The 15040-nt window shown below is 30.4% G+C and carries 14 protein-coding genes and 1 riboswitch; of the genes, 10 read left to right on the top strand and 4 right to left on the bottom strand.

Annotated features, from left to right (window positions below; translation table 11 throughout):
- Positions 1–195 precede the first annotated feature (195 nt).
- The 3 genes from H2684_RS01560 (at position 196) to H2684_RS01550 (ending at position 3105) form a co-directional block, all read left to right on the top strand.
- A complete protein-coding gene (locus H2684_RS01560) occupies positions 196–741 on the top strand; it encodes a MarR family winged helix-turn-helix transcriptional regulator (RefSeq protein ID WP_182087593.1) in 546 nt (181 codons plus the stop codon).
- 27 nt (positions 742–768) lie between these two features.
- Entirely contained in the window at positions 769–1239 is a 471-nt protein-coding gene (locus H2684_RS01555) for a Fur family transcriptional regulator (RefSeq protein ID WP_182087592.1), read from the top strand.
- Between the two features lie 123 nt (positions 1240–1362).
- Positions 1363–3105: an ABC transporter ATP-binding protein gene (locus tag H2684_RS01550; protein ID WP_243159244.1), complete on the top strand. Its 1743-nt coding sequence runs from the start codon at positions 1363–1365 to the stop codon at positions 3103–3105.
- A gap of 84 nt (positions 3106–3189) precedes the next feature.
- On the opposite strand, the gene H2684_RS01545 is transcribed toward H2684_RS01550, so the two are convergent.
- The gene (locus tag H2684_RS01545) at positions 3190–4470 is read right to left on the bottom strand and encodes an ammonium transporter (RefSeq protein ID WP_182087590.1); all 1281 of its coding nucleotides are present in this window, start codon (positions 4468–4470) and stop codon (positions 3190–3192) included.
- 334 nt (positions 4471–4804) lie between these two features.
- The gene (locus tag H2684_RS01540) at positions 4805–5221 is read right to left on the bottom strand and encodes a DUF1523 family protein (protein ID WP_182087589.1); all 417 of its coding nucleotides are present in this window, start codon (positions 5219–5221) and stop codon (positions 4805–4807) included.
- 162 nt (positions 5222–5383) lie between these two features.
- On the opposite strand from H2684_RS01540, the gene H2684_RS01535 reads away from it, so the two are divergent.
- Positions 5384–6217, top strand: coding sequence for an arginine deiminase family protein (locus H2684_RS01535; protein ID WP_182087722.1), 834 nt, complete (start codon positions 5384–5386; stop codon positions 6215–6217).
- A gap of 41 nt (positions 6218–6258) precedes the next feature.
- Here H2684_RS01535 and dapD read toward each other — a convergent pair whose 3' ends face one another.
- Complete coding sequence (gene dapD, locus H2684_RS01530; RefSeq protein ID WP_182087588.1) at positions 6259–6975, bottom strand: 2,3,4,5-tetrahydropyridine-2,6-dicarboxylate N-acetyltransferase; 717 nt, start codon at positions 6973–6975, stop codon at positions 6259–6261.
- Positions 6976–7232: 257 nt separating this feature from the next.
- Between dapD and H2684_RS01525 the strand changes: the two genes are divergently transcribed.
- Together H2684_RS01525 and H2684_RS01520 are read left to right on the top strand one after the other, a co-directional pair.
- A complete protein-coding gene (locus H2684_RS01525; RefSeq protein ID WP_182087587.1) occupies positions 7233–8198 on the top strand; it encodes a sulfide/dihydroorotate dehydrogenase-like FAD/NAD-binding protein in 966 nt (321 codons plus the stop codon).
- 16 nt (positions 8199–8214) lie between these two features.
- Positions 8215–9492 (top strand): FAD-dependent oxidoreductase, encoded by a 1278-nt coding sequence (locus H2684_RS01520; RefSeq protein ID WP_182087586.1) that lies wholly within the window; start codon positions 8215–8217, stop codon positions 9490–9492.
- Between the two features lie 41 nt (positions 9493–9533).
- Here the strand turns inward: H2684_RS01520 and H2684_RS01515 are convergent, their stop codons facing one another.
- Positions 9534–10493, bottom strand: coding sequence for a hypothetical protein (locus tag H2684_RS01515; protein WP_182087585.1), 960 nt, complete (start codon positions 10491–10493; stop codon positions 9534–9536).
- Between the two features lie 133 nt (positions 10494–10626).
- Positions 10627–10710, top strand: a riboswitch (cyclic di-GMP riboswitch).
- A 59-nt stretch (positions 10711–10769) separates the two neighbouring features.
- Between H2684_RS01515 and H2684_RS01510 the strand changes: the two genes are divergently transcribed.
- From H2684_RS01510 to H2684_RS01495, 4 genes are all read left to right on the top strand, one after another.
- Positions 10770–11519, top strand: a complete 750-nt coding sequence (locus tag H2684_RS01510; protein WP_182087584.1) for an A24 family peptidase — start codon at positions 10770–10772, stop codon at positions 11517–11519.
- Between the two features lie 52 nt (positions 11520–11571).
- Complete coding sequence (locus H2684_RS01505; RefSeq protein ID WP_182087583.1) at positions 11572–12084, top strand: prepilin-type N-terminal cleavage/methylation domain-containing protein; 513 nt, start codon at positions 11572–11574, stop codon at positions 12082–12084.
- A 75-nt stretch (positions 12085–12159) separates the two neighbouring features.
- The gene (locus H2684_RS01500) at positions 12160–13842 is read left to right on the top strand and encodes a GspE/PulE family protein (RefSeq protein ID WP_182087582.1); all 1683 of its coding nucleotides are present in this window, start codon (positions 12160–12162) and stop codon (positions 13840–13842) included.
- A 10-nt stretch (positions 13843–13852) separates the two neighbouring features.
- Positions 13853–15040 (top strand): type II secretion system F family protein, encoded by a 1188-nt coding sequence (locus H2684_RS01495; protein WP_182087581.1) that lies wholly within the window; start codon positions 13853–13855, stop codon positions 15038–15040.

The following is a 15040-nucleotide window of genomic DNA, read 5'->3' as shown; positions in this document are numbered from 1 at the left end:
TATATAAATGATGAATATATGGAGAAAAATAGTTGAAAAAATTGCTATGGATTAATTTGCCATGGTAATTTTTTTGTGCATTGTGAATTGTGAACTGAACTGTGCATTGTGAATTGTGAATTGACAATTGATAAGCGTAATAGTATACTAAAAATAAGTTAGGTACCTAATTAAATTTGTTTGGAGGGATTGAGTATGTCAAATGTAAATTTAAAAGATTTATACAGATTGCTAAATAGATTAAATCGTCAAATGCATCGTACTGCTCATAGGGGAATACACAGTAAAGGTGGATTTAAGCATGGAAGAACTAATTTATTAGCTTTAATTCTTGAAAATGATGGAATAAGTCAAAGAGATTTAGCACAGAGATTAGATATGCGTCCATCATCTGTAACGGAAATGATTGTTAAAATGGAAAGTGAAGGATTGGTAACTAGAAGACAAGATGAAAATGATCAGAGAGTAATGCGTGTATATCTTACTGAAGAAGGTAAAAATTATGCTTGTAATATAGATAAAGATATCAATTCCTTTATGGATTCTATTTTTGGAGTACTTACGGAAACTGAAAGAGAGCAGATGTTTACAATTACAGAAAAATTATGTAAAAATCTTGAAAAGCTAGATAAATCTAATGTACAAGTTTGTAGTGGAGCAAATGAAAAATTTTATCATTCTCATAGATGTTGTCATGGCATGCGTCGTGGTCATGGAAATAATTCAGAATACTTTATTTAATAATATGAATTAGAAGTGATTGATTATATGATTAATGTAAAAGATGACTCCATTGCAAGATTTAAAGAAGTTTTTGAGAAAAATGGCCATAAGTTTACAAAACAGCGAAGACTCATAATTTCCATACTGTATGAAAACATTGGAAAATATTTGAGTATGAAAGATATATATGACATATCCAAAGAAAAGGGATATTCTATGGGAATTGCAACTATTTATAGAACGCTTATGATTATGGAAAAATTTAATGCAGTTACAAGTGTTATGAAAGATGATGGAGCTAATAAATGTGAGCTGTATGAAATAAACACAGATAATGAATTTTATAAACGACCTCATCTGATTTGTAGAAAATGTGGTAAAATTGTAGGAATTTATGAGGAAGCTCTAATAAAGGATCTTATAAATGAGATTTCTAAAAAATATAATTTTAAAGTAGAAGATATAAAAATTGATTTTTATGGTATATGTAAAGAATGTATGAATGAGCAGAAATAGGATATTTATAGGTCTATAAATCCAATACTTTACACAGATTGTAGTGGATGTTATAATGATAATTATTTTTAGTTAGTAATTTTTTATTAACTATATAAAGTATGGAAAGGAATGACAGAAAATTTGAAAAAAATATTAAAAAGATTTTTACAGTATTATAGACCTTACTTGTTTCTTTTTTATGCAGATATATTTTGTGCTCTTGTGGTGTCACTTATAGATCTATCATTTCCTTTGATTTTAGGGTATCTTTCAAATAATATATTTATAAAGGATAGACAAGTTATACTCAATTCAATAAGCTATATTGTTGTACTCATGATTATTATGTATATAGTAAAGTACTTTTGTCAGTATTTTATTTCTTCTTGGGGACATATTATGGGTACGAGAATGGAAAATAATATGAGAAAGGATCTGTTTTATCATCTTCAAAAGATGTCTTTTTCATATTATGATGAAAACAATACGGGCCAGATGATGTCCATAATGGTATCTGATTTGTTTGATATATCTGAACTTGCACATCACGGACCTGAGAATGTGTTCATTTCTGGTATAAAGATCATAGGATCTTTTGTAATACTTATGCTTATAAATGTAAAAATGACTTTAATACTCCTTGCAGTTACTTTGGTAATGGTTGTATTTTCATTTTATCAAAATAAAAAAATGCAGAGAATATTTTTCGACAATAGAAAGAAAATGGGTAATATAAACTCATCTGTTCAAGACAGTCTTTTAGGTGTAAGAGTTGTAAAGTCATTTGCAAATGAGCATATAGAAAAGAAAAAGTTTGATGAAAATAACAATGCATATCGTATTTCAAGGGAAACAAGTTATAAACAAATGGGAAAATTCATTGCTGGTAATGCTTTTTTTGAAGGACTTTTGTACGTTGTTATACTTGCTACAGGAGCATTTTTTATAGCAGAAGGATCTCTTAAAGTATCAGACCTTGCAGTTTATGCTCTCTACATTAATATATTTATAAATCCAATAGATATACTTATAAATTTTGCAGAACAGTTCCAAAAGGGATTTGCAGGATTTAAGAGATTTTTAAATATTGTAGAGGCAGAACCTGAAATAGTAAATAAAAAAGATGCAGTGGATATTAAAGATGTAAAGGGAAATATAGAGTATAGAAATGTATCATTTAGATATAACGAAAAGAAACAGATTATAAACAATATAAATTTAACTATAGAATCAGGAAAGAAAATTGCCTTTGTAGGGCCTTCAGGAGGAGGAAAGACAACTCTTTGTTCACTTCTTCCAAGGTTTTATGATGTTTCTTCAGGTTCTATAATGATAGACGGAAAAGATATTAGAGATGTAACCCTTGAATCACTTAGAAATTCTATTGGAATAGTGCAGCAAGATGTGTATTTATTCTCTGGAACTTTAAAAGAGAATATAAGATATGGAAAACCTACAGCTTCAGATGAAGAAGTTATAAAAGCAGCCAAAGAGGCAAATATCCATGACTTTATAATGTCACTGGAAAATGGATATGATACCTATGTAGGAGAAAGGGGAGTAAAACTATCTGGTGGTCAGAAGCAGAGAATTTCAATTGCCAGGGTATTCCTTGAAAATCCTCCTATACTTATACTAGATGAGGCCACTTCGGCACTTGACAATGAAAGCGAGAGATTTATCCAAAATTCCCTTGATAAGCTTGCAAAAAATAGAACTACTATAGTTATTGCACATAGATTGAGCACTATAAAAAATGCTGATGAAATAATAGTTATAGAAGGTGGAAGGATAAAGGAGAGAGGAAATCACAGAGAACTCCTTAAAAAAGGTGGACTTTATTCTTACTACTACAATATGCAGTTTGAAGGATTGGAAGATTAAAAAAATCTGCTGTAAAATTTATTTTACAGCAGATTTTTTGTGATATTTGTGATAGATGTTTTTATGGAATAAAGGAAATTGAAATTAACTTGCAATTGTATCATTTTCATCTTCTGATTTATCTTCTGAAACTAACTTAAAGTCTGGATAACAACTTATTCCATGTTCCTGCATATCAAGACCAGCTAATTCTTCATCGCGAGATACTCTCAATCCAACAGTAGCTTTTATTGCTTTAAACAGTATGAAAGTTGTAAGTAATGTCCAAGCTGCAACAGCTATTACTCCAAGTACCTGAACTCCTAAAAGATGAGCACCTTTTCCGTAAAATAAACCCTCTTCAAGAGAGAATACACCAACTAATATAGTTCCAGCAGCACCACATAATCCATGAGCTGCAACTGCACCTACAGGATCATCTACCTTTAATACTTTATCTATAAATTCAGATCCATATACTACAACTACTCCACATACAGCGCCTATAATAACTGCACCACCTGCACTAACTGCATCTGTTCCAGCAGTAATACCTACAAGACCAGCTAAAACTCCGTTTAAAGTCATTCCTACATCTGGTTTTTTATTCTTTATCCATACAACTGTCATTGCAGCTAATGCACCAGCTGCTGTTGCTAGGTTAGTTGTTATAAATATGTGAGATATTGAGTTATAGTCTGTCCCAGATAAAGTTGAACCAGGGTTAAATCCAAACCAACCAACCCATAAAATAAACATTCCAAGAGTTGCTAAAGTTAAACTATGGCCAGGTATAGTGTTAGATTTACCATCCTTTGTGTACTTTCCAATTCTAGGCCCAAGTATCAGAGCACCCATTAGTGCTGCCCAACCACCTACTGAGTGAACTGCAGTAGATCCTGCAAAATCGTGGAAACCTAGATTTGAAAGCCATCCACCACCCCATATCCAGTGACCTGATATAGGATATATAATAGCACTTATAAAAAAGCTATAAATTAAATATGATTTAAATTTAGTCCTTTCAGCCATTGCACCAGAAACAATTGTAGCAGCAGTAGCACAAAATACAGTTTGAAACATTAAAAATGCTTCTTTTGGTATACCAAGACCTAGATGATCATAGCTTCCAGATGTAAATAATCCAGATGCTCCAATTAGTCCGCCTTTATCAACACCAAACATTATACTAAAACCAACTATCCAGAAAATTAAAGTACCTATTACAAAGTCCATTAAGTTTTTCATCATTATATTTCCTGCATTTTTTGCCCTGGTAAAACCAGTTTCAACCATGGCAAAACCAGTTTGCATGAAAAAGACTAAAACCGCAGCGATAAGTGTCCAAACAGTGTCTATCGCAATAACAAGTTCTTTACTATCCATAATAATACCTCCCTATTTTAAATAATAAAATAATATAATAATAAATTTAAGAGTGATAAATTGATAAAATAATAAAAAATCAATTTATATGATGACAATATTATAATAAAATCAAAATAAAAAAGCTAATGTGATATATGGCCAAGCAATCCTTTGTAATCGAATAAACAGGGTAATATCTTATTATAATTATTAAATACTCAAAATATAACGATTTATCATATTTTATACTATATTTATAATAAAATGTTAAAATATTAATTAAAAAATGATAAATTAATATAATATAATAAAAAGAAACAGACACAGAGCCTGTTTCTTTTTGCAAAAAATTTTAGTGAGAATTTGGATCGATGTATGGGTATATGAAGTTATCTTTTAATTTTTTAACATTTACAATATTTTCGTAGCAAGATAGGAAGGTAATCCTAAATCCATAGGTTTTTATTTCATACTTTCTATATATCTGAAGTCCCCTATATATATCTTCTGAATTGAATTTGAATTCAACTAGACTGTTTTTATCTTTAAATGCCTTTATGCTTCCATCTTCAAGTTGAGCGTATATTATATATGTTTTTTTGTTGCCGTGAGTTTTTATCTGTCTATTTGATATAGTTACAGTGTAGGTATTTCTGAAGAAGTGTGGAAATAGAGTAATTATTATGGCTGCCAAAATTATAAAGGGTAATATGAATTTTAAACTGGATTTTAACTTTTTGATTGACCTATAAAAAATATTATGTTTCACATGATCCCCTCGATTTTATAAATATTGTTCTAGTTATTATTATTCTTTTTTTATTTATATTAGTATAAAAATTAAGAAGAAGTAATTTAGAATATTTACTGTTTAACTAGATAAAATATATATATATATGATTTTAGAATATGGTGATTGGAGATGAGAGAAATTAAAGATTATTTTGTTAAAAATTCTATTGGAGTGTTAAAAAAAGTATTAATGTGTCCTCCAACTTTTGCTCTTTCTGAAAAAATTGTAAATGGAGAGAAAATTAAAGTGAATACTGAAACTTGTATAAAGGAGCACAATGAGCTTGTAAATGCTTATAGGGAAAATGGAGTTGAAGTTTCTTTTATGGATCCTGATACTAGATTTTTTGATGAAGTTTTTTCAAGAGATTTTGGCGCATGTGTAAAAGAAGGATACATACTTGGAAATTTTAAAAATAAGGATAGAGTAGGGGAAACTAAACTATATGAAGAGAAGATGAAAGAGCTTAAAGTTCCATGTATTTTAAAGTGCACTAAGGGATTTTTTGAAGGTGGAGATTTCTTTATGTTAGACGAGAATACTCTAGCTATAGGAATGCTTGAGAGGACAGATGAAGCTGGAGTTAGGGAAATAACTAATGGCCTTAAACAGTACGGATATGAAGTAATAGGAGTTTCAAGTATGGAAAAGTGTATACATCTTGACATGTGTTTTAATATTGTAGATGAAAAGCTTGCTGTTGCCTGCCGGGAAGTACTTCCTCAGAGTTTTTTAGATGTATTAAATGATAGAGGATTTAATATTATAGATGTAGATAGAAAGGATATTATGAGTTGCTTTTGCAACATTCAATCACTTGGAAGGCATAGAGTTATGTCCTTTAAAAATAACAGTGTTGTAAATAAAAAGCTGAGATCTTATGGGATTGAAGTTATAGAAATTGATTTAAATGAGATTTTTAAGCACAATGGAGGAATACACTGCATGACTTTCCCATTAAAAAGAGAGTAAATAAAAATGTTCCCAAAATATAAATTCGGGAACATTTTTATTTACTCTCTTAAGTCTGCAAGAAGTTGAGTTTTGTCTTTTGTCTTGTCATCAACAACTTTTACAACTTTTGCAGGTGATCCAGCTACAACTACATTTTCTGGAACATCTTTAACTACAACAGAACCTGCAGCAATAACAGAACCATTTCCAATTTTTACACCTTCAAGTATAACTGAATTAGCACCTATAAGTACATTGTCCCCTATTATGCATGGTGATTTACTTGGTGGTTCAAGGACACCTGCAATTACAGAACCTGCACCAAGGTGAACATTTTTACCTAATTTTCCCCTTGCACCTACAACGGCATTCATATCTACCATAGTACCTTCACCAATTTCAGCTCCTATGTTTACTACAGCACCCATCATAATTACGGCACCTTTTTCTATTTTTACTTTATCTCTTATTATTGCACCAGGTTCAATTCTTGCGTCTATATTTCTTAAGTCTATAAGTGGAATAGCTGAGTTACGTCTGTCGTACTCAATTTTAAATTGTTTTATTTTGGAACTATTTTCCTTTAGAAAATCTGTAACCTCTGAGCTTTCACCAAATAGAATGTGAAAATCTGATGAGCCATAGTCTTCTATATTTCCAAATTCACATTGAGATAAGTCGCCTTTTACATATACTTTTACAGGAGTAGATTTTTTAGATTCTTTTATGTACCTTGCAATTTCATAAGGATTAGTTAAGTCATAATTTTCTTTCATCTCAAACATCCTTTCTTAATTCATTTATAAATATATTATGAAATCTTAATTAAATATTGACTATATCATACAAAATAAATTCATATAGTACTTGTTGAAACAAATTATAACATATAAAATATTAAAAATCTATCCACTTTCAGTGTGTTTATTTTATTAGTATTGCTTTTAAGTAACAAATTTATCATTAAAAAATATTCTAATAATGTATAGTGTTACAAAGATAGCAATTATAAAAATAAGCGGAGGTTGTTTACATGTATTGTATTGATGCTGGAAGTAGATATTGTCCATGCCATCTTGCAGAAACAAATGACTGCATATTGTGTTCTCAGCTCTATGGTGATGATTTTTGTCAATGTCAAAATTGGTGTGGAGTTTGCATATATGAAAAGTATATATCAAATGGGAAAAAATTTCAGAATTTAAGAAAAACTTACAACTGTACTATAGAAAAAAAGGATATTTTTGAAAAAGATCTGTATAGCTTTATTCTAAAGCTTCCTAATGAACTTGTACGGGAGCTTGTATATCCAGGGAGTTTTGTGTTTTTGAGAAGTCCCTCAGATCCAATATACTATGACACACCAATATCCATAATGGATGAAAATAGGAAAAAAAATACAGTGAAGGTTGTAATTAAGGCAGTTGGAACTAAGACAAAGAGCTTGTTAAAACTAAATAAAGGAGAAGAAATACTTGTGCGGGGACCTTTTTCAAATGGAATAATGGGATTAAAAAATGTGGACAGGGTAAAAGATGGTACTGCAGTAATCATAGCAAGGGGAATAGGAATAGCACCTTCTGTTCATGTCATGAGAAAGTTACATGAGAATAACAATAAAATTATATCTATTGTAGATCCTCAGTTTAAAACTAATTTTGGAGAAGAGTACTTTAAAAAGTATAGTTCTAAAATAATAAATTTAAACACCATTGAAAATGGATATATTACAGAAAAGTTAAAGTTAACTTTAAAAAAGATATTAAAAGACAATGACGTAAATATAGTTCATGTTGGAGGTGCTGATATATTAACTTATAGAATTATTGATTTTTTAGATGAGTCAATAAAGATTTCCTGCTGCAATAATACCAAAATGAGTTGTGGGGAAGGAATATGTGCCAGCTGTACTAAGCACTATGAAAATGATGTAGTTAAAAGGTTGTGCAAAGTTCAAATAGATCCAAGAGATTTATTTAAAGATAGAAGATTATTTTAAGGAGGAGTTTTATCTTATGAAAATAATAGTAATAGGTTCTGGTTGGTCTGGATGTGCAGCTGCTCTTACTGCAAAAAAAGCAGGTGCTGATGTTGTAGTATATGAAAAGACAGATATGGTTCTCGGACTTGGAAATGTAGGAGGCATAATGAGAAACAATGGAAGATACACTGGAGCAGAAGAGATAACTGCTCTTGGAGCAGGGGATTTAATAAAGATTACAGATAGTCTTACAAGGCATAAGAATATTGATTTTCCAGGGCATAAACACGCATGGCTCTATGATGTTAATAAAATAGAACCTGTAGTTAGAAAATACCTAATAGATAAAGGGATAAAGTTAAATTTAATATCAAGAGTTGTTGACGTTAAAATGGAGGAAAATAAAATAAAGGGAATATACACCTCAGATGGAGATTATGAAGAGGCAGATGCTTTTGTTGAGGCCACTGGTTCCACAGGACCTATGGGAAATTGCATAAAGTATGGGAATGGATGCTCAATGTGTGTACTTAGATGTCCATCTTTTGGTCCTAGAATAAGCATAAGTAGATGTGCAGGAATTCCAGATCTTCATGGTGAAAGAGAAGATGGAAATTACGGTGCATTTAGTGGATCTTGTAAGCTTGCAAAGGAAACTATTAGTAAGGATATTTTAGATGAGATTGAAGATAAGGGAGTAGTAGTTCTTAAAGTTCCAAAGGAAGATATAAATATGGATAAATTAAAGGCGAAGGTTTGCCAACAGTACGCACTTAAAGAATTTGCGGAAAATGTGGTGCTCCTAGATACTGGCCACGTTAAACTTATGACACCTTACTATCCACTTGAAAAGTTGAGAAAAATACCAGGACTTGAAAATGTTAAATTTGTAGATCCTTATTCTGGTGGTAAGGGAAATTCAGTAAGATATTTATCTGTTGCTCCTGTTTATAATGATTTGAGGGTAAAGGGAGTTTACAATCTATTCTGTGGAGGTGAGAAAAGCGGACTATTTGTTGGACATACAGAGGCAATATGTACAGGTTCACTTGCAGGACACAATGCTGCAAGATATGCTCTAAAGAAGCCTACAGTAATACTTCCAACAGAAACAGTTATAGGTGATATTATAAATTATGCCAATACTAGAATAGCCACAGAAGAAGGAAGGAAAAACAGATATACATTTGCAGGCGCAGAGTACTTTAACAGGATGAAGGAAAGAGGACTTTATTCTATAGATAGAGAAGAGATAAGGACAAGAGTGAAAAGACTTGGCCTTTTAAATATATTTAATAAGAAAATTGGTTAGTATAACAGAAAAAGGGGTATCAAATTGAAAAGATACCCTCTTTAGAACTTATTTGAAACATAGTTTGTTACATCAGTAACAGTTTTATTATTTCCAGAACTATTGATCTCTTTATCAAGGTTGGAGTCATTTTTAAATGATCCATCAGTATTTTGAAAATAAACAGTAGCTATTTCTGTCTTAGGAGCTCCATCATAAGTGTCTGATGCAATAATAATTATGTCTTTTAAACCATCCTTGTTCAAATCTTTAAATGAAACAGCCTCAATATCTATGCTGTATGGAAGGTTTACATCAAAAGTATAAAGAATGTTTCCATCTTCATCAGTTAAATAAAATACTAAAGGTATATGGCTTCCTGATGTTAATTTTCCTGATACGAATTTTACATTTCCCCATGAATTTAAATTAACGGTGAAAGTTTGATTTTCAATAATTTTAAGACCGTTTATATCTTTAAGATTATATGGAGTGAATTCAAATGTTCCTTCAGGAATACGCATAATATTGTCATTAGATTTTTTTGTTATTGTAATTTTTGCCTGGAGAGAATTTTTGGATTTAAATAGAAGTTCTATGTTTCCTTCGTTTCCTCTTGAATCATCTAAAAGTGTGCACTTTGCAGTATCATTATTTATATTTCCCTCAAATTTAGAGCTGTCCATATTGTAGGCAGGACTACTACCAACTGCAGTAATGTTTCCATAGATTTTTCCATTTTCAATTTTTGAAATTAATATTGATAAGTTACCATTACTGCTGGAATTAATATCTCCATTTCTAACCCAGTTTTTCTTTATATACTGGGTATAGTCAATTGTACTAGTACTATCTGATGTACTATCCGATGTAGTAGTTGACTTTGTAGTTTCGCTTTTACTTGTAGATTGTGTAGTGTCAGAATTTACATTTTGCTGTACATTATTTGTTGAATTAATTTTTCCGCAACCTGCAGTAAGAAATGAAACTGCTATAATTGCAAATATAATTTTTTTGTTCATTATTAACCTCCATTATATTTATAATAACCCATAATATAGTATGTATTATATCACTAAATGTCACTAACAAAAAAGTTGTATTTATATGTAAAATCTATTGAATTTAAATAAAGATGATGATAAAATTAAATTATAATATAAAGGGAACTTTGAAGTGCACGTTTTATTTGGGCATCTTTCGTGTATGGAGTTAATGATGCAACCGACCTTATATTTATGATATTTTATAATGTCATGAATATAAGGTTTTATTTTATAATAAATGTGGGGAATACTATGTCTGTTTATTTTGGAATTGTTACTTTTATATTTGGTACTATTATTGGAAGTTTTTTGAATGTATGTATATATAGGGTTCCTAGAGGAGAGTCAATAGTTTATCCACCGTCACATTGTACAAACTGTAATAATAGTATTAAATGGTATGATCTTATTCCTATAATAAGTTACATTTTTCTTAGAGGAAAATGTAGATACTGCAATAAACATATACCAATTAGGTATCCAATTGTGGAACTTGTTACAGGACTATTATATGTAATGATTTATATAAAGTTTGGATTTGGAATTGAATTTGCAAAGTATATAGTATTTACAAGTATTATGATTGTTATAGGAATGATAGATTTGGATACAACTGATGTATATTTCAAGATTAGTGTTATAGGAGTATTTTTAGCCGTAATATTTTTAGCTGTATATCATTATAATGGACTTTCTATAATTAATTATATATATGGAGGAGCACTTGGTGGGGGACTTTTAGCCTTTATCATAGTTGTTACAAAAGGTGGCATGGGCTGGGGTGACATGGAAATTTGCCTTATATGTGGATTGTTTTTAGGATTTAAGCTTACTTTTGTAATGTTGTTTTTTTCATTTATAATAGGAGCACTTATAGGAGTACTTCTCATTCTATCAAAAAAGAAATCTGCAAAGGACTATATACCTTTTGGACCTTTTGTTGCAATAGCTGCTATTTTTACAATGCTTTGTGGGCAAAATATTTTGAACCTTTACTTATAAACAAGCTATGGTTCAATTTATATATTATAAATTAAATGGGAGGGATGATGTTATGGAACTTACAGAAAATTTAAAAGCTACAAGAAAGAAAAAGGGATTTACTCTTATAGAACTTATGATAGTACTTGCAATTATAGCAATACTTGCAATAATATTGGTACCTAAAGCATCAATATTTAAAAATCAAGCTAAGGATTCAGGAGTAACTACAAATGTAAATGCTGTAAGAGCATATCTGCAGACAAAAGTTACTAATGAAAATGGAAACATTGAGTATTTGAGTACTAGTGACTTAAAAGATGCTTTTGTAAATTCTTTTAAATTAAAATCTAGTGGAAACTCATCAATATGGAATTTAAAAGGAGATACTAGTGCTAAAGCTGATGAAACTATAATGAATCCTATTGACAATAGTGCTTATTCAGTAGTAATAACTAATAAAAATCTAAGTACAAAAAATTTAGTACCAGGTTCTGTAGTTATTTTTATAAGCTCAACTAATGGTTATACAGTTTACGGAGTAGATGATGGCGGAAATAAAATGACAAGCTTTACTGTAAAATAGTTTTAAATTAAAGAACATGGGGATTATCCATGTTCTTTATGATATCTAATAAAATATTAAGTGAGAGGTGATTTTATGGCAAAGGTAAAAAAACGTCTTGGAGAGATTTTAATAGATGCAGGAATTATATCCGAAGATGTAGTAGATAAGGTACTTAAAATTCAACAAATCACAGGACAAAGGTTTGGAGAAATTCTTATAAGTAAAGGATTTACTACAAATGAGCAAATAGTAGCTGCTGTTAGAAAACAAATGGACATACCATTTATAGATTTAGACAACATAAATGTAGCTCAGAATATTATAGATATAATGCCTGCAAATATTGCAAAAAAATGCGAGTCAATTCCAATAGATATAATAAATGGTTCACTTCTTGTAACTATGAGTGACCCTTTGAATTATTTTGCCATAGAAGATATAAAAATATCAACAGGGTATAATGTAAAAACTGCCATATCACTTAGAGATAAAATTCTTCAAAATATAGAAAAATACTATGGAAAGAGCAAAGCTCAAGAAGCAGCTATGGTTTATAGGAGAAATAATGTAAGAAGAACCAATATAGAAATAAATGAGGAGCAAAATGTAGATGAAGCGTCTGCACCTATTGTAAAGTTTTTAAATACAATAATTGAAAATGCAGTTTTATACAATGCATCTGATATTCACATAGAACCTGGTGAGTCAGATATGAGGGTAAGGTTTAGGGTAGATGGAGCTCTAAGGGAAATTATGAGAACTGATATAGATATGCTTGCTCCTGTAATAAGTAGAATAAAAATAATGGCTGATTTAAATATAGCTGAAAATAGAATTCCTCAAGATGGGAAAATAGATTTTAAATTAAAGGACAGATCTATAGATATTAGGATTTCCATAGTTCCTACTGTGCTTGGAGAAAAAATTGTTATGAGGCTTCTTGACAAGAAGAATCTTTTAATTGGACTTGAAAATGCAGGACTTAAAAGCGATCAACTATCAAAATTGAAGAATATGATGTCAAGACCCTACGGTATAATATTAGTATCAGGACCTACAGGAAGTGGAAAGACAACTACACTTTACTCTATATTAAATGAATTAAATGATGTTTCAAAAAATATACTAACTATTGAAGATCCGGTAGAATATAATTTAAGTGGCATTAACCAAATGCAGGTGAATAATAAAATAGGATTTGGATTTGCAAATGGACTGAGGAGTATATTAAGACAGGATCCTGATATAATTCTTGTAGGTGAAATAAGAGATAGTGAAACTGCTGAAATATCAATAAGAGCTGCACTTACAGGACATCTTGTACTATCTACTATACACACAAACAATGCGGTATCAACTATTGGAAGACTAATTGATATGGGCATAAAGCCATTTTTAATATCATCTACTGTAGATGGAATAATAGCTCAAAGACTTGTTAGAAAGATATGTCCAAATTGTGCTGAGGAATATGAAAGCTCTCAAAGAGAAACTAGAATTTTGGGGCTTCAACATCCAGTAAAACTTAGAAGAGGCAGAGGATGTAGTATGTGCAATGGAACTGGATATAAAGGAAGAGTAGGCATATTTGAAGTTCTTGAAATAGATGCTGAAATGAAAAATATGATAGACTCTGGCTATAATGAATCGGATCTTAAAAAGGTAGCTGAGGAAAAGGGAATGACTAATTTGAGAGAATCCTGTGTAGAAAAGGTATTAAATGGTACAACCACAATTGATGAAATGCTGAGAGTAACTTATGGAGATATAGTATGAGGAATTAATTATGAAAAAATTTGTATATAAAGCCTGGAATGATAAATTTCAAGTGATAAAATCTGAAATTGAAGAAAATAATATTGATATTGCAATGAGCAGGTTAAAGGGTAGAGGCCTTAAAATCATATATATAAAGGAAAAATATGACTTTTTAAAGAATTTTAGAAAAAAACTGAGTAATAAGGAGCTAGCCAACTTTTGTGGTCAAACTGCACTAATCTTAAGTTCTGGTGTAAGCCTTATAAAGGGACTTGAAATAATGGGAAAGCAGACTAAAAATAAGAATATGAAAAAGATACTTTTAAATATATCTGAAGGTATAAGAAAGGGAGATAGTCTTGCAGAATCCATGAGGTCTTCTGGACAGTTTCCAAAATTGCTTACAGATATGGTCACAACAGGAGAGATAAGCGGAAATGTGGACACAATACTATACAGCATGGAGGATTTTTATAAAAAAGAGCTTAATATAAAAAATAAGGTTAAAAATGCATCTATGTATCCTATGATTATTTTAGTTGTGGCTTTTTTAATGATGTTATTTTTTAATTTTGTTATATTTCCTGAAATAAAGACTTTGTTTGTAGGAATGAAACTATCTCTTGTAACAATTATTGTAATTTCACTTATGAATTTCTTCAATAATTACTATGTCTACCTGATTGTATTTATAATTGGAATTGTAATTTTTATAAAGAATATAAGGTCATTTCCTAAAATAGCCTTTTTATTTGATAAATTGATACTTAAAATTCCGGTACTTGGACAGGTAAAAATTGATGTTATAACTGCAAGATTTACTCGAAGTATGGGTATATTTTTAAAAGCTGCAGTTCCAATTGTAACTGTAATGGAAAATATAAAATTTATTGTTGATAATGAATTCATATCTAAGAAAATAGAAAAAGCAAGAGATCAGTTGATTAAAGGAGAAAAGTTTGCAGAGTCTATTGAACAACAACATATTTTTGGTCCTATTGTAACTGAAATGATAAGGATAGGAGAGGAAACAGGAACTATGGATGAGATTATGACTAAGTTAGCTGATATATATGATGAAAGAGTAGATGCTAGTATAGGAAGACTTATGGCACTTGTGGAGCCAATGTTAACATTGATTATTGGTATTGTAGTAGGCGCTGTTATACTAGGCATGGCACTTCCTATGATGCAGTTGACTCAGAGTATGAAATAA

This window comes from Clostridium sp. cel8 (assembly GCF_014050525.1).
Taxonomy (GTDB): Bacteria; Bacillota; Clostridia; order Clostridiales; family Clostridiaceae; genus Clostridium_B.
This window is presented reverse-complemented; position numbering and strand designations above follow the sequence as displayed.